We start from the raw sequence: 20741 nt of genomic DNA, 5'->3' as shown, positions 1-20741 counted from the left end.
GACAGCCTCATATGTTTTCGAACGGGGCTTGTTACCGGCAAGAAAGCGCCAAAGGAGAACGCCATGGGTTTGCTCGACGTCCTCAACGGCATGCAGAACGGCCCGCGCGGCCCAAGCACGCCGAGTTCACAATCCTCATCCAGCGGCGGCATGTCGCCCATGACCATGGCCCTCCTTGGCCTGCTCGCCTGGAAGGCATTCAAGCATTTGAGCGGCAACCAGACCGGCAGCGCGCCGCAGCCGTCCCCGGCACCGACGCCGACGCATCTCCCCCCGCCGGTGAATGCGGGTGCTGGCGGCGGCCTCGGTGACCTGTTGAAGGGCGGCCTTGGCGGCCTGCTCGCGGGCGGCGCGGCCGGCAGCGTGCTCAGCGGCGGGCTCGGCGATCTCCTCAACCAGCTGCAGCAGAGCGGTCATGGCGACGCTGCCAATACCTGGGTCGGCAAGGGCGAGAACAAGGCGATCGCACCAGGCGATCTCGCCAATGCGCTCGGCGCCGACCAGATCGAGAGCCTGTCCGCCCAAAGCGGCCTGTCTCGTGACGAGCTGCTCTCCGGCCTCAGCCAGTATCTGCCGCAGGTGGTCGATCATCTGACGCCGGACGGACGGCTGCCGACCGAGCATGAGATCGCGGGCAGAGTCTGATTTAGTTTAGTCAAACGAGGGAAGCACGGACATGAGCATGGGTGGCTTGTTGTGGATCATCGTCGTCGGCTTCGTCGCCGGCCTCATCGCGCGTTGGCTGGCGCCGGGACCGAACAATCCGAGCGGCTTCATCCTCACCACCATCCTCGGCATCGCCGGCGCGTTTCTCGCGACCTTCATCGGCCAGGCCATCGGGCACTACAGTCCCGACCAGGGCGCGGGATTCATCATGGCCACCATCGGCGCCGTGGTGGTGCTGTTCATCTGGCACCGGCTGGTGGCGAGCGGCGTGATCAAGGGGTGACGCGCTAAGGCGTCTGGGGAAAAGGCACACGGCCCCCACATCGTCATTGCGAGGAGCTCTTGCGACGAAGCAATCCAGAGTGTTGCCTTGGAGGCAGTCTGGCTTGCTTCGCTTCGTTCGCAATGACGACTTCACGTCACCAAATGCATGCCCGCATCCATGCGCACGACCTCGCCGGTCATGTTGCTGGAGGCCGGCATCGCCAGGAAGCAGACGAGTTGCGCGATGTCTTCCGCCGATGATGCGACCTTCAGCGGCACCTTGGCCACGACGCTGTCGCGCACTTGCTTGGCGCCCGCCTCGCCACGGCCTTTGGTGAACCAGGGCGTATCGATATAGCCCGGGCATACCGTGTTGACACGGATCAGCGGCGCCAGCGCGCGCGACAGCGACAGCGTCATCGTGTTGAGCGCGCCCTTGCTCGCGGCGTATGCGATCGACGATCCGACGCCGCCGATGCCGGCGACGGAGGAGATGTTGACCACGGCGGACGGCCGCCCAGAGACCTTGGCGCCCGCCTCGAGCAGGCTGCGCGCCGCGCGCACCATCTGGAACGGGCCGATGGTGTTGACGCCGTACAGGCGCTGGAAATCTTCCGCCGACAATCCATCGAGATCGGCATGAGCGACATGCTTGGTGGTGCCGGCATTGTTGACGAGCACGTCGAGCCGGCCCCAGGCGCCAGCTGCCGCAACGATCTTGCGGCAATCGTCATCCTTGGAGACGTCGCCCTGCGCGACCAGAACTTCCGGTGAGCCCGCTTTGCGGCACAGCTCAGCGGTCGCCTCCGCTTCCTTCTGGCTCGAGGAATAGTTGATGACGAGCCGCGCTCCGCTCCGTGCGAGAATTTCCGCGGTCGCAGCACCCAGGCCGGAGGCGGACCCCGTCACGACTGCGCACAAACTGTCCTTTGCCATCCGGATTTCCTTCCCCTTGATTGAGTACGACATTCTGTTTAGCGAGTTTGCCGCGCCCTGCAAATCGAGCAAACTCCGCTAAGCGGAATTAGCTCATCGCCCATGCCCGCGCCGCAGGTTGACCTGCGATCAGCGCTTGTCAGGGCCATGGCTTTTTCGGATCATCGGGCGCAAGAAGAACCTGCGCGTCCGCCCACGGGGCGGGAAGCGCCAATGGCAAAACACGGGGAACGCTGTGGCGGAGAGTGACAATATCGTCGTCGAGACCGCGGAGAAAATCTTCGCCGATCTCGCCGATCCGCAGACCGTCAACAACGACAAGAAGGATTCATGGCAGGCGCCGCTGTGGCAGGCGCTGAGCGAAGCCGGCCTGCCGTTGGCCTGGGTGCCGGACGATCTCGGCGGCTCCGGCGCGAGCCTTGCCGACGGCTTTGCGCTGCTGAACGCCGCCGGCCGTTTCGCCGTCGCGGTTCCCCTGGCCGAAACCATGCTGGCGGGCTGGCTGCTGGCGCAGGCGAAGATCGCATCCCCCGAAGGGGAGATGACGGTGCTGCCGGCGTCGCCCAAGGATCGCATCACCCGCGACGCCGACGGCGCGCTCTCCGGCCGCGCCCGCGGCGTGCCCTTCGCAAAGGCGGCAAAGCACTTCGCGGTGCTGGCCCACGGCAAGGACGGCGCCTCGATCGCGCTGGTCGATGCGAGCAAGGCTCGGATCGAGACCGGACTCAATGTCGGCTACGACCACAGCGACACCGTCACGCTCAACAAGGTGCAGCCCGTCACCGTCAAGCCCGCCCCGGACGGCTTTGACCAGACCACAATGATGCTGATGGGCGGCGTCGCCCGCAGCCTTCAGATCGCGGGCGCGCTGGAATCGATGCTCGACATCTCCGTGCGCTATTCCAACGAGCGCGTCGCGTTCGAAAAGAAGATCTCGAAATTCCAGGCGGTGCAGCACAATCTCGCCCGCCTCGCCGGCGAGTCGGCTGCTGCCCTTGCCGCGGCGACCTCGGCCGCCGATGCTATCGCCAACGCAAAGTCGTTCGACGACGCGGTCTACCTCGAAGCCGCCTCGGCAAAAATCCGCTGCGCGGAAGCCGCGGAAAAGGGCGGCGCCATCGCGCATCAGGTTCATGGCGCGATCGGCTTCACCTTGGAGCACATCCTGCACCGCTATTCGCTGCGGGCATTGGCCTGGCGCGATGATTTCGGTTCGGAAAGCCACTGGGCCGTCGAGCTCGGCAAGCTCATTGCCAACCGCGGAGCCGACGAATTGTGGCCGCTCGTGGCTTCGCGCTGATCAGGGACGAGACAACAATGACTGCTGCCCTCCGTTTCGATCCGATCCGCCTGCCCGAGAAATGCGAGCAATTGCGCAAGGAAGTGCGCGCCTTCCTCGCGGAGGAAATCGCCGCCGGCACCTTCGATCCGCACAAGCCCAACCGTGAAGACACCGACGCGCCGGAATTTTCTCGCCGGGTCGGCGCCAAGGGTTGGCTCGGCATGACATGGCCGAAAAAATATGGGGGCCAGGAGCGCTCGTTCCTCGAACGTTACGTGGTGACCGAGGAGATGCGCGTCGCCAACGCGCCGACGCGGCGGTTCTTCGTCGCCGACCGCCAGAGCGGGCCGGTTCTGATCAAGTACGCCCCGGAGCACATCAAGATGGACATCCTGCCGCGTATTTGCCGCGGCGAGATCTGCTTCGCGATCGGCATGAGCGAGCCGAACTCCGGCTCGGACCTGTTCGCCGCGAAGACGCGCGCGACCAAGACCGACGGCGGCTATCTCATCAACGGCACCAAGATCTGGACCTCGTCGGCGCATATCGCCGACTACATGATCGCGATCTTCCGGACGTCGCAGCCGACCAACGAAAACCGGCGTCACGGCCTGACCCAGTTCCTGGTCAAGATGAAGCAGCCCGGCATCCAGGTGAACCCGATCGGCCAGATCACCGGCCAGTACGAGTTCAACGAGGTCGTCTTCACGGATTTCTTCGTGCCCGACGATCATGTACTCGGCGAAGTCGACGGCGCCTGGAAGCAGGCCACCAGCGAGCTCGCTTATGAGCGTTCGGGCCCCGAGCGTTTCCTGGAGACCTATTACGTGCTGACCGAGCTGGTTCGCGCTGTCGGCCCCAATCCTGATACCCGCAGTGCCGAAGGCATCGGCCGGCTGGTGGCGCAGCTCCACACCATGCGGCGCATGTCGGTCTCGGTCGCGGGCATGCTGCAAGCCGGCAAGGAGCCGGTCGTTGAAGCCTCCATCGTCAAGGACATCGGCACCGTGTGGGAACAGCAGCTGCCGCACCGCGTGCGCGATCTCGCCGCCTTCGTCGAGGAGACCGCGACCAATCGCGAGACGCTGGAGCGGCAGCTCGACTTCGCCATCAAGACCGCGCCGAAACTCACCATCCAGGGCGGCACCACCGAGGTGCTGCGCGGCATCATCGCCCGCGGACTTGGTTTGCGCTAATCATTCGAGGACATCATGAGCACTTACAAAGATATCGGCGTCGAAAAAGTTGGTCACGTCGGCACCATCGAGATCCGCCGCCCGCCGCTCAACTTCTTCGATATTTCGCTGATCAACCAGATCGCGGACGCGCTCGACGCGTTCGATCGCGACATCGAGATTCGCGCGTCGGTGCTGTCGGCGCAGGGTAAGGCGTTTTGCGCCGGCGCCAATTTCCAGGACCCTGCACGGCAGGCGCAAGAGGCGCGCGAAGCCGACAAGACGGCCAAGGGCGATCCGGCCGACAGCCTCGGGGCGATCAACCATCTCTACATCCAGGCCGTGCGCATCTTCCGCGCCAAGAAGCCGATCGTCGCGGCCGTGCAGGGCGCCGCCATCGGTGGCGGATTGGGCCTCGCGGTCTCGGCGGACTTCCGGGTCACCTGCCCCGAAGCGCGCTTCTCCGCGAACTTTACCAAGCTCGGCTTCCATCCCGGCTTCGGCCTGACCGTGACGCTGCCCGAGCTGATCGGCAAGAACAACGCCGAACTGATGTTCTACACCAGCCGCCGCGTCACCGGCGAGGAAGCCTTCAAATGGGGCCTCGCCAACGAGTTGGTGCCGCAGGACCAGGTCAAGGCGGCGGCACTGAAGCTCGCCAGCGAAATCGCCGAATGCTCCCCGCTCGGCCTCGTCTCCACCCGCGCCACGATGCGCGCCGGGTTGGCCGACCGCGTCATGGCGGCGACCAATCACGAGCTCGAGGAGCAGACCCGCCTGCGCGCGACGGAAGACTTCAAGGAAGGCGTGAAAGCCACGGAAGAGCGGCGGACGGCGAATTTCAAGGGCAGGTGATTGCGGCAGGGTCGCGCCGCACGCCCTCTCTCAATCCGTCATCCTGAGGTGCGAGTAGCGCGATGCCTAGCATCGCGCTGGGAGCCTCGAAGGATGAGCGGCCCCGCTGGTCGCCGTCGCCCTTCGAGGCTCGCCCAAGAGGCGAGCACCTAGGGTGACGGATCACTACCAAGCACTCAACTGACGCGGAACGTCACCCCGCCGAGCAAGAACTCGTTGCCCGCCACGGCATGTCCCTTCGCCCTCGCGGCGTGCAACACACCGGCAACATCAGCGACCCGAAACTCCAGCGCGCTCATGATTTCGCTGGCGCCCTTCACGAAACGGAAGGTCGCGTTGGGCAACTTCAGTTCAGCATCGCCGCTCGGCGCAACGCCGATGATCTTGCCCCAATGCTCGGCCAGCCCTTGCGGATCCGGGCTCTGCATTTCCACGCTCGTCAACGCCTGCGTCACGTCCTTGCGGATGAATTTTTGCCAGTCTGGCCCCGCCGGTGGATACGGACCCAAAATGTCGTCGCTGCCTTCGGTGTGGTTGAACTCGATGAAGGCGGCGCGGCAGTCGCGGGGATGGAGCTGCACTCCGTGATAGGGCGCGTGGTCGATGACGTTGGCGGTGCGCACGCCAAGCGCGTTGGCGTTACGACCGCGCTCGTCGGGATCGTTGCAGCAGAAGATCGCCATGTAGCCGCCGCGCCCGCCGCTCTTCTCGATGAAGCGGCCGGCCGTGGTGCCGTCCTTGAACGGCGCGACCACCTCCAGCAGGATCGTGTCGACCGGCAGCAGCGCGTTCTCCAGGCCGTACTTTGCGACATTGCCGTCGCGGTAGCAGACAGCGAGGCCCATGATATCAGCGATATCGGTGATCACGGGCGCGAGCTGCGGCGCGACCAGGCAGATCTGCCGCAACCGCATATAGGGCGCCATCGTCATGCGCCCTTGAAGGTCGGCTTGCGCTTCTCGACGAACGCCTTGGCGGCCTCCTTGTGATCCTCGGTGTCGCTGCAGCGGGTGTGGTGGATCGCCTCGCCGTCGAAGCAATCCTCCAGCGCCAGATGCTCGGCATTGTTGATGTTGCGCTTGATGAAGCCGAGCGCGATCGAGGGCCCTTGCGCCAGCGACAGTGCGAGCTCGTGCGCGGCCGCGTCGATCTCGGCGTCGGGGACAACCTTCGTCACCATGCCAATCGCATGCGCTTCTTTCGCCGTCAGCACCGGCGAGGTCAGATAGAGCTCGCGCGCCCGCGCGCTGCCGAGGAGCTTAGTGAGGAAATAGGTGCCGCCGTAATCGCCGGAGAAGCCGACCTTTGCGAAGGCGGTCGTGATCTTGCAGGATTCGGAGGCGACGCGGAGATCGCACGACAGCGCCATCGACAGACCCGCGCCGGCCGCAGCACCATCGAGCTGTGCCACCACGGGCTTTGGCATTTGGTGCAGGATACGCGACACTTCCATGCCGCGGCGCAGATTCGCCATCTTCACTTCGAACGGCAGCGGCGCCCGGCCCTCGGCCATCGACTTGACGTCGCCGCCGACGCAGAAGCTGCCGCCCGCGCCCTTGAACAAGACCGCACGCACCTCCGGATCATCAGCCGCGCGCCGTGCCGCCACGACCAGCCCGGCGACCATGTCCGGGTTGAGCGCGTTCTTCCGCTCGGGCCGGTTCATGGTGATGGTGAGCAGCCCGCCTTCGAGCTTCTGCAGGACCATGTCGTTGCTCATGGGACGTCTCCCTTGCTGTTCTTTGCTTCGGTCTATCGACGCTCGTCATTGCGAGCGAAGCGAAGCAATCCAGAAATGTTTCCGCGGAGACAGCCTGGATTGCTTCGTCGCTTCGCTCCTCGCAATGACGAGGTTTATTTCTTCACCAACGGGCAGCGCGACTGCTCCAGGGACTGGAACGCTTCGCTGCCGGGCACGGTGGCGAGCAGCTTGTAGTCGTCCCAGCGGCCCTTGGATTCCGACGACTTCTTGACCTCGAACAGGTACATGTCGTGCAACATGCGGCCGTCCTCGCGGATCTTGCCGTTCTTGGCGAAGAAGTCGTTGATCGGCGTCTCCTTCATCACTTTCATGACTGTTGCAGCGTCCGTCGTGCCGGCCGACTTCACGGCCTTCAGATAGTGCGTCACGGAAGAGTAGACGCCGGCTTGCGCCGAGGTCGGCGGCCGCTTCATGCGTTCCTGGAAGCGCTTCGAGAACGCGCGGGTGTCATCGTTGAGATCCCAGTAGAAGGCTTCCGCAAGCAACAGGCCCTGCGCGGTCTCGAGCCCGATCGAGTCGATGTCGGTCACGAAGGCGAGCAGCGGCGAGACCTTCTGGCCGCCCTTGGTGATGCCGAACTCGGCCGCCTGCTTGATGGCGTTGACGGTGTCGCCGCCGGCGTTCGCAAGCCCGATCACCTTTGCCTTCGAGGCTTGGGCCTGGAGCAGGAACGACGAGAAATCCGACGTGTTGAGCGGATGGCGCACGCTGCCAAGCACCTTGCCGCCGGTCTTGGTCACGACGGCGCTGGTGTCCTTCTCCAGATCCTGGCCGAAGGCGTAGTCGGCGGTGAGGAAGTACCAGGTGTCGAGGCCGGACTTCACGGCCGCAAGGCCGGTCACATTGGCCTGACCGTAGGTGTCGAACACGTAGTGGATGGTGTAGGGACCGCAGGCCTCGTTGGTGAGGCGGATCGAGCCCGGGCCGTTGAACATGATGATCTTGTTACGCGCTTTCGCGATCTCGCCGGCGGCAAGCGCAGTCGCGGAGGCCGCGACGTCGTAGATCATCTCGACGCCCTGATTGTCGAGCATGTCGCGAGCGATGTTGGCAGAGAGATCGGCCTTGTTCTGATGGTCGGCAGCCAGCACCTGGATCTTGCGGCCGAGCACCTCGCCGCCAAAGTCCTCCACGGCCATCTTGGCCGCGGTCTCGCTGCCGGGGCCGGTGATGTCGGCATAAAGGCTCGACATGTCGAGGATACCGCCGATCTTCAGTGGCGGCTTGTCCTGCGCCTGCACGGCGCTTGCACTCAGCGCCAGCGCAGCAGCGAAAATGCCCGACAAAACATGCTTCATCGAAAAAGACCTCCCTTGATCGCCTGTCTCTAATGGCGGCTTGGTTATTGGTGTTGCCGCAATCATGCCGCATGCGCGACAGCGCAGCAAGCGCGCGGGACGATGCAGATGAACGATCAACACGCGCTTTCCGCAAAGCGGAATGACGAGATGCGGAAGAGTGCCTCCGCCATCATTGCGAGCGCGGCGAAGCAATCCAGGATCTTTCCGCGGAGGGACTCTGGATTGCTTCGCCGCGCTCGCAATGACGGAGTATGAACAAACAGTCTTCGCTCCCCACCGCGCTTGAGTTATGGTTGGAGCGCAACGCAACCTTTCCGGGCAACGTGACGCGACTGCTTCATCTCATCGTCGCATGTCTTCTGGTCGCGGCTCGCGGTGCGTCCGCCACGCCGTGCCAGTTCGAGTCCCAGGGCGAAGGCCGCGTCGCCGCGATCGATGCGCGCAGTCTGCGTCTCGATGACGGCCGGGAAATCCGCTTGACCGGCATCGAGCCGACCGCGACCACGAAGCAGGCGCTGACCACGCTGCTCGTCGGTCGCGACGTTATTTTGCGCAGCGCTGACGACACGCCCGATCGCTATGGCCGCCAGGGCGCGCTGGTCTTTGTCGGCGAGAGCGACATCTCCGTGCAGGCAACGCTCCTCGCCCAGGGCGACGCCATCGTCTCCGCCGAGATCGCCGATAAGGACTGCGCGGCCGCCCTGATGGCGTCGGAGGCCGAGGCGAGGCGCCAAAAAAAGGGCAGCTGGGCTGACCCGTCGGCCATAAAAAACGCGGAAAGTCCGGACGATATTTTGGCGGGGATCGGGCGTTTTGTGGTGGTCGAGGGCAAAGTCCTGTCGGTCCGGCAAGCTGGGGCAATGACCTACCTCAACTTCGGACGGAACTGGACACGCGGCTTCGCCGTGACTATCTCAAAGCGCATGGTACCCGCGTTCGAAGGCGCCGGGATCGTCCTTAAGTCTCTGGAAAATAAACGTATTCGTGTCCGGGGCTGGGCTGAGGGGAATACGGGGCCGCGTATCGATGTCCGCCTCGTGGGACAGATCGAGTTGCTGGGCGCAAACGAGCCGACAGGGGTAAGGCCCTAAAAGGGGCCAGGCACGGGTTAAGCGACGTGAATGGGGTGCTAGGACGGCACGGACGAGGTGAACGCCGCCGCCTGCGGGCAGCGCCGGCTGCGCTATGCCTCGTGCTGGGTTCAGCCCTCGCCGGCTGCGGCGATATGGGCCGGTTCCAGACCGCGGCGGCCCCGCCGACCGTCGCGATGCCCAAGCCGAAGCCGGCCGTCGCGCAGACCCCCGCCACCGAGAAGGAGCACGAGCGCATCCTGGCGAGCTATGGCGGCACCTACGACGACCCCAGGCTCGAATCGCTCGTCACCAAGACCGTCGACCGGCTGGTCGCGGCGTCCGACCGCCCCGATCAGGGTTACCGGGTCACGATCCTCAATTCCGGCGCGGTGAACGCCTTCGCGCTGCCGAACGGTCAGCTCTATGTCACACGCGGCCTTCTTGCGCTGGCGAGCGATACGTCGGAATTGTCCTCCGTGCTCAGCCACGAGATGGCGCATGTGCTGTCCAAGCACGCCGCGATGCGTGAGGACCAGGCCCGCCAGGCGGCGATCGTCACCCGCGTCGTCACCGACATGAGCAACGATCCCGATCTCACCGCGCTCGCGCTCGCCAAGACCAAGCTGACGATGGCGAGCTTTTCGCGCAATCAGGAGTTCGAGGCCGACGGCGTCGGCGTCGGCATTTCCGCCAAGGCCCATTTCGACCCTTATGGTGCCGCACGCTTTCTCTCGGCGATGGAGCGTAATGCCGAGCTGAAGGTCGGCAAGACTTCGCTCGATCCGCGCGCGCAGGATTTCACCTCGTCGCATCCGGCAACGCCCGAGCGCGTGCAGAACGCGCAGACCATCGCACGGCAATACGCAGCGCCAGAAGGCGGCGAGCGTGACCGCGAGACCTACCTCGCCGCGATCGACAATCTCGTCTACGGCGAAGACCCCAGCGAAGGTTTTGTCCGCGGCCGGCGCTTCCTGCATCCGAAGCTCGGCTTCACTTTCCAGGCACCGGACAATTTTACGCTCGACAACACCGCGCAGGCCGTGATCGGCGTGCGCGACGGCGGCTCGCAGGCGATGCGTTTCGACGTCGTGCGGGTGCCGGCCGAACAGTCGCTCGGCGATTACCTGAATTCCGGCTGGATGGAGGGCGTCGAGAAGGCCTCCACCGAGGACATCACCATCAACGGTTTTCCGGCTGCGTCCGCGACCGCGAAGGGTGACCAGTGGCAGTTCAAGGTCTATGCGTTGCGCTTCGGCAGCGACGTCTACCGCTTCATCTTCGCGGCCCGGCAGAAATCGACCGAGAGCGAGCGCAATGCGCGCGAGACCGTCGGTTCATTCCGCCGGCTGACGCTCGACGAGATCCAGGCCGCGCGCCCGCTGCGCATCAAGGTCATCACCGTGCAGCCCGGCGACACCGTGGAATCGCTCTCCCACCGCATGGCCGGCGTCGATCACCCCGCCGAGCGCTTCCGCGTCCTCAACGGGCTCGATCGCAACGCGCAGGTGAAGGTGCGCGATCGTGTGAAGGTCGTGGCGGATTGACATACACTAAACTGCCGTAGGGCGGGCAAAGCGAAGCGTGCCCACCATTCCCGGTCAGGATTGTTGAAAGGTGGTGGGCACGGCGCTTACACGCCTTTGCCCACCCTTCAAGCTCCGCCCGATCAGCGCCCCGCATCCATATCGCCGGCCTCGCGCTGGCCGCTGAGCCAGAGCGCAAGCAAGGTCCAGAACGCCCCTGACAGCAGGTACGCACCCGAGGCGATGACGCCGAGATTGGTGGCAAGCAGCAGAGCGACCAACGGTGCAAAGCCGGCGCCGAACAGCCAGGCCATGTCGGAGGTCAGCGCCGAGGCCGTGTAGCGATACGCTTGCTTGAAGTTCGATGCGATCGCACCCGACGACTGGCCGAACGACAGACCGAGCAGGATGAAGCCGATCACCATGTAGATGGTCTCGCCGAACGCGCCGGCATCGAGCAGCTGCGGGGCAAAGCCGCTGTAGATCGCAATCGCAATCGCCGATCCCATCAGCAGCGACTTGCGGCCGACGCGGTCGGCGATGACGCCGGAGAGCACGATCGCGCCGACGCCGAACACGGCGGCGACGATCTCGATGATCAGGAAGCGCACCGGGCTTTCGCGCGTGAACAGGAACACCCAGGACAGCGGAAACACCGTAACCATGTGGAACAGCGCGAAGCTTGCCAACGGCGCGAACGCACCGAGCATGATGTTCTGGCCTTCGCGCGCCACCGTCTCGGAGATGCGCGAGGGCTGCAATTCGCGGGTCTCGAACAGCGAGGCATATTCTTCCGTCGTCACCATGCGCAGGCGCGCGAACAGCGCCACGACGTTGATGGCAAAGGCGACGAAGAACGGATAGCGCCAGCCCCAATCGAAGAAATCGTCGGCCGAGAGATTCCCGGCGAAATAGGCGAACAGGCCGCTCGCCACGATCAGACCGAGCGGCGCGCCAAGCTGCGGCACCATCGCGTACCAGCCGCGCTGCGAAGGCGGCGCGTTCAGAGCCAGCAGCGAGGCCATGCCGTCCCAGGCGCCGCCCCAGGCCAGACCCTGTGCGATGCGCGCCAGCGCCAGCAGCCAGATCGCGGCAGCGCCGATCTCGTGATAGCCGGGCAGGAACGCGATCGCGACGGTGGCGGTGCCGAGCAGGAACAGCGCCGAGATCAGCTTGGCCGTCTTGCCGTACCCGCGGTCGACCGTCATGAAAATGACGGTGCCGATCGGCCGGGCCATGAAGGCCAGCGCGAAAACCATGAAGGAATAGAGGGTGCCGGTCAGTTCGCTCGTGAACGGAAACACCAGGCGCGGGAAGACGATCACCGAGGCGATCGCAAAGACGAAGAAGTCGAAGAATTCCGAGGTGCGGCCGATGATGACGCCGATAGCGATCTCGCCGGGACTGGCCTGGTCGTGGCCGTGCTCGCCCGAGTGGTCTGCCATTGCGGGGGTCTGTGCCGTCGCCATTCGTGCGCCCTTAACGTCCTGAAAACCAAAGCCGACCGCCCCGGCGAGGCGCCAGGCAATCTAGCCCTGTCTGGCGCAACCTCCCGCACTGCAACATTGGACAAATTGTCCAATGTCCGGATTGCTGCGCCGCAGCTACCCCTTGGCCTCGCAAAAGAAACTCATTCTCATAAGGCTCGGCCCGTGTCCCGTTTCAAGATCCTGGCGCTGCTACCCCTGGCGGTTGCGCTCAGCGGCTGCAACTACGTCGTGCTGGCGCCGGCCGGCGATATCGCAGCGCAACAGCGCGACCTCGTCATCATCTCCACCGTCCTGATGCTCCTGATTGTCGTCCCCGTGATGGCGCTGACGGTGCTGTTCGCCTGGCGCTACCGCCAGTCCAACACCGACGCCCGCTACGAGCCGGAATGGGACCACTCGACCAGCCTCGAGCTGGTGATCTGGTCGGCGCCGCTCTTGATCATCGTTTGCCTGGGCGCGCTGACCTGGATGGGCACGCATCTGCTCGACCCCTATCGCACGCTCGGCCGCATCCATGCCGACCGCGCCGTGGACCAATCCAAGGCCCCGCTCGAGGTCGACGTCGTCGCACTCGACTGGAAGTGGCTCTTTATCTATCCGGACTACGGCATCGCCACCGTCAACGATCTGGCAGCTCCGGTCGATCGCCCCATCAACTTCCGCATCACAGCGTCTTCGGTGATGAACTCGTTCTACATCCCCGCGCTGGCCGGCCAGATCTACGCGATGCCGGGCATGGAGACCAAGCTCCACGCCGTCGTGAACCACGCCGGCACCTACCGGGGCTTTTCGGCAAACTACAGCGGCGCCGGCTTCTCCGGCATGCACTTCAACTTCCAGGGTCTCGACGACAAGGGCTTTGACGCCTGGATCGCAAGCGCCAAGTCCGGCGGCGGCTCGCTCGGCCGCGCCGAATATCTCCAGCTCGAAAAGCCCAGCCAGAACGAGCCGGTGCGGCGCTACGGCACGGTCGATTCCGATCTCTACCGCCTGATCCTCAACATGTGCGTCGAGACCGGCAAGATGTGCCAGAGCGAGATGATGGCGATCGACGCCAAGGGCGGCCTCGGCCATGAGGGCCTGAACAACACCCTGCCGCTGGCCTACGACAAGTACGCCCGCCGCGGCACGGCGCTTGGCCCGGAGCCGACCTTCGTCGCCGGCACCTGCACGCCCGATGCGCCGCAGGGCAGGACCACCGCCTCCATCACGGCACCTGTCGACACCGCGCCGCTGCTCGGCGCCGGCCTGAAGCGGCCGACTTTCACGCCGCTGAAGTCCTCGTCCTTCTTCCTCGGACAACGTCCGAAGTCAGATTCGTAAAGAGATCCCGCATGTCTCCTGATCTTCTCAAGCTCATCTTCGGCCGGCTCACCTTCGAATCTCTACCGCTGCACGAGCCGATCGTCGTCGGCACCTTTGCCGTGGTGGCGACCGGCGGCCTCATCATGCTTGCCGGCCTGACCTATTTCCGCGTCTGGGGTTATCTCTGGAGCGAGTGGTTCACCAGCGTCGACCACAAGCGCATCGGCATCATGTACATGATCCTCGGCATCGTGATGCTGCTGCGCGGCTTCGCCGACGCGCTGATGATGCGGTTGCAGCAGGCGCTCGCCTTCGGTGGCTCCGAGGGTTATCTCAACTCCCATCACTACGACCAGGTCTTCACCGCCCACGGCGTGATCATGATCTTCTTCGTGGCGATGCCGCTGGTCACCGGCCTGATGAACTTCGTCGTGCCGCTCCAGATCGGCGCGCGCGACGTGTCGTTTCCGTTCCTGAACAATTTCAGCTTCTGGATGACGGTCGGCGGCGCGGTGCTGGTGATGGCTTCGCTGTTCATCGGCGAATTCGCCCGCACCGGCTGGCTGGCTTATCCGCCGCTGTCGAACATCGGCTACAGTCCGGATGTCGGCGTCGACTATTACATATGGGGCTTACAGGTCGCGGGCGTCGGAACGACATTGTCCGGCATCAACCTGATCTGCACCATCGTCAAGCTGCGGTGCCCCGGCATGACCATGATGCGGATGCCGGTATTCACCTGGACCGCGCTTTGCACCAACGTGCTGATCGTCGCTTCCTTCCCGGTTCTGACCGTCGTGCTCGCGCTGCTCTCGCTCGACCGCTACGTCGGCACCAACTTCTTCACCAACGATTTCGGCGGCAGCCCGATGATGTACGTGAACCTGATCTGGATCTGGGGTCATCCCGAGGTCTACATCCTGGTTCTCCCGGCCTTCGGCATCTTCTCGGAAGTGACCTCGACCTTCTCGGGCAAGCGGCTGTTCGGCTACACCTCGATGGTCTACGCCACGGTGGTCATCACCATCCTGTCGTACCTGGTCTGGCTGCACCACTTCTTCACGATGGGGTCGGGCGCCAGCGTCAACTCCTTCTTCGGCATCACCACGATGATCATCTCGATCCCGACGGGCGCGAAGATGTTCAACTGGCTGTTCACGATGTATCGCGGCCGCATCCGCTTCGAGCTGCCGATGATGTGGACGATCGCGTTCATGCTGACCTTCGTGCTCGGCGGCATGACCGGCGTGTTGCTCGCGGTGCCGCCGGCCGACTTCGTCCTGCACAATAGCCTGTTCCTGATCGCGCACTTCCACAACGTGATCATCGGCGGCGTGGTGTTCGGCGCGTTCGCCGGTATCGGCTACTGGTTCCCGAAGGCATTCGGCTTCAAGCTCGATCCGTTCTGGGGCAAGCTGTCGTTCTGGTTCTGGGTCACGGGTTTCTATCTCGCTTTCATGCCGCTCTATGTGCTCGGCCTGATGGGCGTGACCCGCCGGCTCCGTGTGTTCGACGACCTGAGCCTGCAGATCTGGTTCATCGTCGCCGGCATTGGCGCCTTCCTGGTCTTCCTCGGCATCCTCTCGATGCTGATGCAGTTCGCAGTCAGCTTCCTCAGGCGCGAGCAGCTCAAGGACGTCACTGGCGATCCCTGGGATGCGCGTACGCTGGAATGGGCGACCTCCTCGCCGCCGCCGGCCTACAACTTCGCCTTCACTCCCGTCGTTCACGACAATGACGCGTGGTGGGTTATGAAGAGGCGCGGTTATCAGCGCCCGCTTACCGGGTTCAAGCCGATCCACATGCCCAGCAGCACCGGCACCGGCATCATCCTGGCCGGGTTCGCCACCGCGATGGGATTCGGTTTGATCTGGTACATCTGGTGGCTGGCGGCCGCGAGCTTCATCGCGATGCTCGCCGTCGGCATCGGTCACACCTTCAACTATCACCGCGATTTCGACATTCCGGCCGAGGACGTCATCCGGGCCGAAGACGCGCGCACCAAGCTGCTCGCCGGAGCCAAGTAAATGACTGTCGCTGTCAATCCCACGCAAACCGGCGAGCCGGTCTTCTATCTCGCCGACGAACACCCGCATCCGGAAGGCTACAGCACGTCGCTCGGATTCTGGATCTATCTGATGAGCGACTGTCTCATCTTCGCGATCCTGTTCGCCACCTTCGGAGTGCTCGGCGGCAACTACGCCGCCGGTCCCGCGCCAAAGGATTTGTTCGAGCTGCCGCTGGTCGCGGTGAACACCTCGATGCTGCTGCTGTCCTCGATCACGTATGGCTTCGCCATGCTGACGATGCAGCAGAACAAGATCGCGCAGACCCAGATCTGGCTGGCGATCACCGGCCTGTTCGGCGCCGCCTTCATCGGCATCGAGCTGTCCGAGTTCGCCCACATGATCCATGAGGGCGCGACGCCGCAGCGCAGCGCCTTCCTGTCCGCCTTCTTCACCCTGGTCGGCACCCACGGCCTGCACGTCACCTGCGGCCTGATCTGGCTGGTGACCCTGATGGTGCAGGTCTGGAAGTTCGGCCTGATCGAGGCCAACCGCCGCCGCCTGATGTGCCTGTCGATGTTCTGGCACTTCCTGGACGTGGTCTGGATCGGCGTCTTCACCTTCGTCTATCTCCTGGGAGTTCTGCGATGAACACCGATACTCACGCCGCCCATGCGGGCGATCATCACCACGGCGACAGCCACGCCAACGCGCACGGCTCGTTCTCAACTTATATGCTCGGCTTCGTGCTCTCGGTCGTGCTCACCGCGATCCCGTTCTGGCTGGTGATGAGCGGCACGCTTCCGAGCAAGCAGATCACCGCGCTCGTCATCATGGCCTTCGCGGTCGTGCAGATCGTCGTGCACATGATCTACTTCCTGCACATGAACACGACGTCCGAGAACGGCTGGAGCATGATGGCTCTGATCTTCACCATCGTCATGGTGGTGATCGCGCTGTCGGGTTCGCTGTGGGTGATGAACCACCTCAACAGCAACATGATGCCGATCCACCAGATGACCGGGATGAAATGAGCGAGAACGGGACCATGATGAGCAAGGCAAACGAGGTGCGCGGCGACGCCGTGCGCCCGTCCTTGTGGCTCACGGTCCTCTCGCTCACGGCCTTTGCGCTTCTGATCGCGCTCGGCGTCTGGCAGATCGAGCGCCGCGCCTGGAAGCTGGCGCTGATCGATCGCGTAGAGCAGCGCGTTCATGCCCCGGCCCAACCGATCCCCTCGCCGGCGGCATGGCCGACCGTCTCCGCCGCAAACGACGAGTACAGGCACGTCAGCGTCACCGGCCGCTTCCTGCATGACCGCGAGACGCTGGTTCAGGCCGTCACCGAAGAAGGCCCGGGCTATTGGGTGCTGACGCCGCTTCAGCGTAGCGACGGCACGCTGGTCCTGGTCAACCGCGGCTTCGTGCCGTCCGAGCGGCGCGACGTCTCGACGCGCCGGGACGGCAATCCGCAAGGCCCGGTCGAGATCACCGGCCTGTTGCGCGTGACGGAGCCAAAAGGCGGATTCCTCAGAACCAACGTGCCGGAGCACAATCGCTGGTACTCGCGGGATGTCGCCGCGATTGCGGCGGCACGCGGCCTCGACCACGTCGCGCCCTTTTTCATCGATGCCGACGCTCGATCACAATCCGGCAGCAGCCCAATCGGCGGATTGACCGTGATCAGCTTTCCCAATAACCACCTGATCTACGCGCTGACGTGGTTTGCCCTGGCGTTCATGCTGGCCGGCAGATTTTTCGTCACATTCGGCGGCGGGCTTTTCCGCCGCATGGAGCCCTGGAGCGGCTTCGTCCACGAAGCGGCCGGCGGTTCTGATGCCGACGCCCGCAGGACGGGATCAGATGCTGGAACGATCGTCGAGCCCACCTGACGGCGGAAGAACGCAGGGCGCCGTCACGCTGCAATCGCAGGCGGACGCGCGCAGCGAGCTGATCGGCGCTGCGCCGACCGACGACGAGACCAACCGCAAGAACATGGCGCTGCTGATCCAGCTGCGCTGGACCGCAGTGGTCGGCCAGATCGTGACCATCGGCGGCGTGCATGTCTGGCTCGGCATTCCCCTGCCCCTCACCCGGATGGGCGCAGTGATCGGCGCCCTGATATTTCTCAACATCTCCAGCCTGGTCTGGGTGCGCCATCGCGCCGCGATCACCAACAACGAGCTGCTGGTCGCCCTCATGCTGGACGTCGCCGCGCTGACCGCGCAGCTTTACCTCAGCGGCGGCGCCACCAATCCCTTCACCTCGCTTTTCCTGCTTCAGGTGACGCTGGGCGCGGTGCTGCTCGATGGCCGCTCGACCTGGTCGCTGGTCGCGCTGACCTGCGCGAGCTTCGTCTGGCTGACCGTCGCCTACAGGCCGCTCGATCTGCCGCCGAACCCGCTGAGCGAGACCTACACGCTCACGGTTGCCGGCATGCTGCTGGGCTTCGTACTCAACGCCGTGCTGCTGGTGGTGTTCGTCACCCGCATCAACAGGAATTTGCGCGAGCGCGACGCGCATCTGGCGGCGCTGCGCCAGCATGCCGCCGAGCAGGATCATATCGTGCGCATGGGCCTGCTCGCCTCCGGCGCGGCGCACGAGCTCGGCACGCCGCTCGCCTCGCTCTCGGTCATCCTCGGCGACTGGCGCCGCATGCCCGACCTCGCCGCCGATCAGGAGCTGGCCGAGGACCTCGCGGAGATGGAGACCTCGCTGCAGCGCTGCAAGTCGATCGTGACAGGCATCCTGGTCTCAGCGGGCGAAGCCCGCGGCGAGGGATCGTCGCCGACGACGGTGGCGGCTTTCGTCACTGCACTCGTGGATGAGTGGCGCGACGCGCGCTCGGCGCGCACGCTGTATTTCGTCAACACCTTCGGCGAGGACGTCGCGATCGTCTCGGACGTCGCGCTGAAGCAGGTGATCTTCAACGTGCTCGACAACGCCTACGAGGTCTCGCGCGACTGGGTCGAGCTCGTTGCCGGGCGCGAGGGCGATTATCTCGTGCTGTCGATCAGCGATCGCGGCCCCGGCTTTGCGCCGGAGATGCTGGCACAGCTCGGAAAGCCCTACCAGTCGAGTAAGGGCCGCGCCGGCGGCGGGCTCGGCCTGTTCCTGGTGGTGAACGTGGTACGCAAGCTAGGGGGCAGCGTGACCGCCGAGAACCACAGGAAGCGCGGCGCTACGGTCCGCCTCACGCTGCCGCTCGCAACGCTGGCGATCGGAGGCAGCTTTTGACGCCTGATCGTTCGCTCATCGTCGTCGAGGACGATGCCGGCTTCGCGCGCACCCTGAAGCGTTCGTTCGAGCGCCGCGACTACGAGGTCGTGCTCGCCGCCTCAATCGAGGAGGTGCGGAAAGTCCTGGAGGAGCGATCGTTCGGCTATGCCGTCGTCGACCTCAAGCTCGGCGGCGCTTCGGGACTGGCCTGCGTCGAGCTTTTGCACACGCACGATCCGGAGATGTTGATCGTGGTGCTGACGGGCTTTGCCAGCATCTCCACCGCGGTCGAGGCCATCAAGCTCGGCGCATGCCACTATTTGGCCAAGCCGTCGAACACCGACGACATCGAGGCCGCCTTCAACAAGGCTGCAGGCAATGCCGAGGTCGCACTCGACGCCCGGCCGACATCGATCAAAACGCTGGAATGGGAACGCATCCACCAGACGCTGATCGAGACCGACTTCAACATCTCGGAGGCGGCGAGGCGGCTCGGGATGCACCGGCGTACGCTGGCAAGGAAGCTCGAGAAGCGGCCGGTGAAGTAGGGAGGAGCGAATCGAAGCCGCTCCTCCTCTCCACTGGTTAGGCTTGCTTGCCATATTGCGCGATGACGTCGGCCAGCGCGATATGGCCTGCACACGATCCTGCTCCCGGATCATTGCTCCCGCTCTCCACGGCGGTGGCGTAGATGACCGCGGGATCGGCCTCGAGTTGTTGGCGCAGCGCCGCCAGCTTTGGCCAGCGGCTCCTCTCCGCGACGGCGTGGAAGTCGAGCCAGCGCGCCACACCTGCCAGCAAGGCGTCGGCAAGGGTCGGCCGGTCGGCCAGCAGGAATCTTGCCGGCTCGATCATGCCTTCGAGCTTGTCGTGGCGTTCGATCACCTTTCTCCTTCCGAACTCCCGCAAGGCCGAGCGCATGGCGTCGTCCATCGCCACGCCTTCCATTGCGACCCAAAGCGGCGCGAAGGCGCCGGTAAAGCCGGTATTCACGAACGCCATCAGCTGATGCATGCGATCGGCTTTCGGCGACAACGGATCAAAGCTGATGCGCCGTTCGGGATCCCTGGCTTCGAGCCAAGCTGCGATCGCCATGGTTTCCGTCAGTACATCACCCTGGTCCGTGATGAGTGCAGGCGTCTCGTGTCGCGGATTGATCTTGGCGTATGACGGGCTCAGCATCTCGCCCAGCATGTCGGCGCGACACAGGCGATATGGTCTGCCAAGCCATTCAAGAGCTGCAACGAGTCCCATGGAGCTTCCCATCGGGAAGCCGTAGAGTAGGATTGGATCCATCGATCTATTCTCCGTGATTTCTGATGATCACGCTGCGCAGCGGTCCCGAACCCTAGTCGCTCGCTCCATCAAGTAAATTGCGAACATTTTTGTAACCTGGAGTCCGCCGATGAAAGACCTCGTTTCGAGATGTCCCATCGAGGAAGTGATGCAGATCCTGAGCGGCCGGTGGCCTACGCTTCTGATCTACTATTTGGAGCAGGGCACCAAACGGTTCAGCGACTTGCGTCGGGACAATCCGACCATCTCGCACAGGATGCTCGCCCTCGAGCTTCGCAAACTGGAGGACGCCGGTATCGTGACCCGCACCGAATTCGACGGATACCCGTTGAGGGTCGAGTACGATCTGACCGCCGCCGGCCACACCTTGGTGCCGTTGATCGATGCGTTGGGCGCCTGGTCGTCGACGGTTGCGACTGACGCGGGCGGAGACGGCCGCGAGACCGGGCGCGGCGCTTCGGGAAGCGCATCGCGGGTTTGATGCCGTTCAGGACCGCATAGGCTCAGAAGCAATTCGGCCCGCTGACCGTCCCTCCGAAACAAAAAGCCCGGCCAAACGGCCGGGCTTTTGATTTGTTGCGATGAATAC

General features: G+C 64.3%; 21 protein-coding genes. 15 read left to right on the top strand and 6 right to left on the bottom strand.

The window, feature by feature from the left end; translation table 11 throughout:
• The first annotated feature begins 63 nt into the window (after positions 1–63).
• Together IVA75_RS18035 and IVA75_RS18030 are read left to right on the top strand one after the other, a co-directional pair.
• Entirely contained in the window at positions 64–645 is a 582-nt protein-coding gene (locus tag IVA75_RS18035) for a YidB family protein (protein WP_247283058.1), read from the top strand.
• A gap of 31 nt (positions 646–676) precedes the next feature.
• Positions 677–949, top strand: coding sequence for a GlsB/YeaQ/YmgE family stress response membrane protein (locus IVA75_RS18030; RefSeq protein ID WP_196236584.1), 273 nt, complete (start codon positions 677–679; stop codon positions 947–949).
• Between the two features lie 131 nt (positions 950–1080).
• Here IVA75_RS18030 and IVA75_RS18025 read toward each other — a convergent pair whose 3' ends face one another.
• Positions 1081–1866: an SDR family oxidoreductase gene (locus IVA75_RS18025; RefSeq protein WP_247283056.1), complete on the bottom strand. Its 786-nt coding sequence runs from the start codon at positions 1864–1866 to the stop codon at positions 1081–1083.
• Between the two features lie 235 nt (positions 1867–2101).
• Between IVA75_RS18025 and IVA75_RS18020 the strand changes: the two genes are divergently transcribed.
• Genes IVA75_RS18020 through IVA75_RS18010 form a run of 3 tightly spaced genes read left to right on the top strand, consistent with a single transcriptional unit; the run spans position 2102 to position 5178 of the window.
• Positions 2102–3166, top strand: a complete 1065-nt coding sequence (locus tag IVA75_RS18020) for an acyl-CoA dehydrogenase family protein (RefSeq protein ID WP_247283054.1) — start codon at positions 2102–2104, stop codon at positions 3164–3166.
• A gap of 17 nt (positions 3167–3183) precedes the next feature.
• Positions 3184–4344: an acyl-CoA dehydrogenase family protein gene (locus IVA75_RS18015; RefSeq protein WP_027567948.1), complete on the top strand. Its 1161-nt coding sequence runs from the start codon at positions 3184–3186 to the stop codon at positions 4342–4344.
• A 15-nt stretch (positions 4345–4359) separates the two neighbouring features.
• Complete coding sequence (locus IVA75_RS18010; RefSeq protein ID WP_247283052.1) at positions 4360–5178, top strand: enoyl-CoA hydratase/isomerase family protein; 819 nt, start codon at positions 4360–4362, stop codon at positions 5176–5178.
• Positions 5179–5354: 176 nt separating this feature from the next.
• Here IVA75_RS18010 and IVA75_RS18005 read toward each other — a convergent pair whose 3' ends face one another.
• From IVA75_RS18005 to IVA75_RS17995, 3 genes are all read right to left on the bottom strand, one after another.
• Positions 5355–6104 carry a hypothetical protein gene (locus tag IVA75_RS18005; protein ID WP_247283050.1) on the bottom strand — a complete coding sequence of 250 codons (750 nt, stop codon included), beginning with the start codon at positions 6102–6104 and terminating at the stop codon, positions 5355–5357.
• Between the two features lie 2 nt (positions 6105–6106).
• Positions 6107–6898: an enoyl-CoA hydratase gene (locus IVA75_RS18000; RefSeq protein ID WP_247283048.1), complete on the bottom strand. Its 792-nt coding sequence runs from the start codon at positions 6896–6898 to the stop codon at positions 6107–6109.
• A gap of 134 nt (positions 6899–7032) precedes the next feature.
• The gene (locus tag IVA75_RS17995) at positions 7033–8238 is read right to left on the bottom strand and encodes an ABC transporter substrate-binding protein (protein ID WP_247283046.1); all 1206 of its coding nucleotides are present in this window, start codon (positions 8236–8238) and stop codon (positions 7033–7035) included.
• Positions 8239–8492: 254 nt separating this feature from the next.
• On the opposite strand from IVA75_RS17995, the gene IVA75_RS17990 reads away from it, so the two are divergent.
• Positions 8493–9332 carry a thermonuclease family protein gene (locus IVA75_RS17990; protein ID WP_247283044.1) on the top strand — a complete coding sequence of 280 codons (840 nt, stop codon included), beginning with the start codon at positions 8493–8495 and terminating at the stop codon, positions 9330–9332.
• Between the two features lie 134 nt (positions 9333–9466).
• A complete protein-coding gene (locus IVA75_RS17985) occupies positions 9467–10858 on the top strand; it encodes a M48 family metalloprotease (protein ID WP_018452960.1) in 1392 nt (463 codons plus the stop codon).
• Positions 10859–10980: 122 nt separating this feature from the next.
• Here the strand turns inward: IVA75_RS17985 and IVA75_RS17980 are convergent, their stop codons facing one another.
• Positions 10981–12306 carry an MFS transporter gene (locus IVA75_RS17980; RefSeq protein ID WP_027567954.1) on the bottom strand — a complete coding sequence of 442 codons (1326 nt, stop codon included), beginning with the start codon at positions 12304–12306 and terminating at the stop codon, positions 10981–10983.
• A 183-nt stretch (positions 12307–12489) separates the two neighbouring features.
• Between IVA75_RS17980 and cyoA the strand changes: the two genes are divergently transcribed.
• From cyoA to IVA75_RS17945, 7 genes are read left to right on the top strand one after another with little or no spacing between them, the layout of a single operon-like run.
• A complete protein-coding gene (gene cyoA, locus IVA75_RS17975) occupies positions 12490–13650 on the top strand; it encodes a ubiquinol oxidase subunit II (RefSeq protein ID WP_106941594.1) in 1161 nt (386 codons plus the stop codon).
• Between the two features lie 11 nt (positions 13651–13661).
• On the top strand, positions 13662–15659 hold the full coding sequence (gene cyoB / locus IVA75_RS17970) for a cytochrome o ubiquinol oxidase subunit I (protein WP_247283042.1): 1998 nt from the start codon (positions 13662–13664) through the stop codon (positions 15657–15659).
• On the top strand, positions 15660–16289 hold the full coding sequence (gene cyoC / locus IVA75_RS17965) for a cytochrome o ubiquinol oxidase subunit III (protein ID WP_247283040.1): 630 nt from the start codon (positions 15660–15662) through the stop codon (positions 16287–16289).
• Positions 16286–16672, top strand: a complete 387-nt coding sequence (gene cyoD / locus IVA75_RS17960) for a cytochrome o ubiquinol oxidase subunit IV (protein ID WP_247283038.1) — start codon at positions 16286–16288, stop codon at positions 16670–16672. Before cyoC ends, cyoD begins: the two co-directional genes overlap by 4 nt.
• Complete coding sequence (locus IVA75_RS17955; protein ID WP_247283036.1) at positions 16669–17529, top strand: SURF1 family protein; 861 nt, start codon at positions 16669–16671, stop codon at positions 17527–17529. The genes cyoD and IVA75_RS17955 overlap by 4 nt, the downstream gene beginning before the upstream one ends.
• Positions 17501–18874 carry an ATP-binding protein gene (locus IVA75_RS17950; protein WP_247283034.1) on the top strand — a complete coding sequence of 458 codons (1374 nt, stop codon included), beginning with the start codon at positions 17501–17503 and terminating at the stop codon, positions 18872–18874. The genes IVA75_RS17955 and IVA75_RS17950 overlap by 29 nt, the downstream gene beginning before the upstream one ends.
• A complete protein-coding gene (locus IVA75_RS17945) occupies positions 18871–19404 on the top strand; it encodes a response regulator transcription factor (RefSeq protein ID WP_027515183.1) in 534 nt (177 codons plus the stop codon). The genes IVA75_RS17950 and IVA75_RS17945 overlap by 4 nt, the downstream gene beginning before the upstream one ends.
• 37 nt (positions 19405–19441) lie before the next feature.
• On the opposite strand, the gene IVA75_RS17940 is transcribed toward IVA75_RS17945, so the two are convergent.
• Positions 19442–20152, bottom strand: a complete 711-nt coding sequence (locus IVA75_RS17940) for a glutathione S-transferase family protein (RefSeq protein WP_247283032.1) — start codon at positions 20150–20152, stop codon at positions 19442–19444.
• 109 nt (positions 20153–20261) lie between these two features.
• Here IVA75_RS17940 and IVA75_RS17935 point away from each other — a divergent pair, with 109 nt between their 5' ends.
• Positions 20262–20633 carry a helix-turn-helix domain-containing protein gene (locus IVA75_RS17935; protein WP_247283030.1) on the top strand — a complete coding sequence of 124 codons (372 nt, stop codon included), beginning with the start codon at positions 20262–20264 and terminating at the stop codon, positions 20631–20633.
• The last annotated feature ends 108 nt before the right edge of the window (positions 20634–20741 follow it).

Origin of the sequence: Bradyrhizobium sp. 134, assembly GCF_023074155.1 — a bacterium.
GTDB lineage: Bacteria > Pseudomonadota > Alphaproteobacteria > Rhizobiales > Xanthobacteraceae > Bradyrhizobium.
Note: the sequence above shows the minus strand (reverse complement) of the source record. Positions and strands in the feature narration are given on the sequence as shown.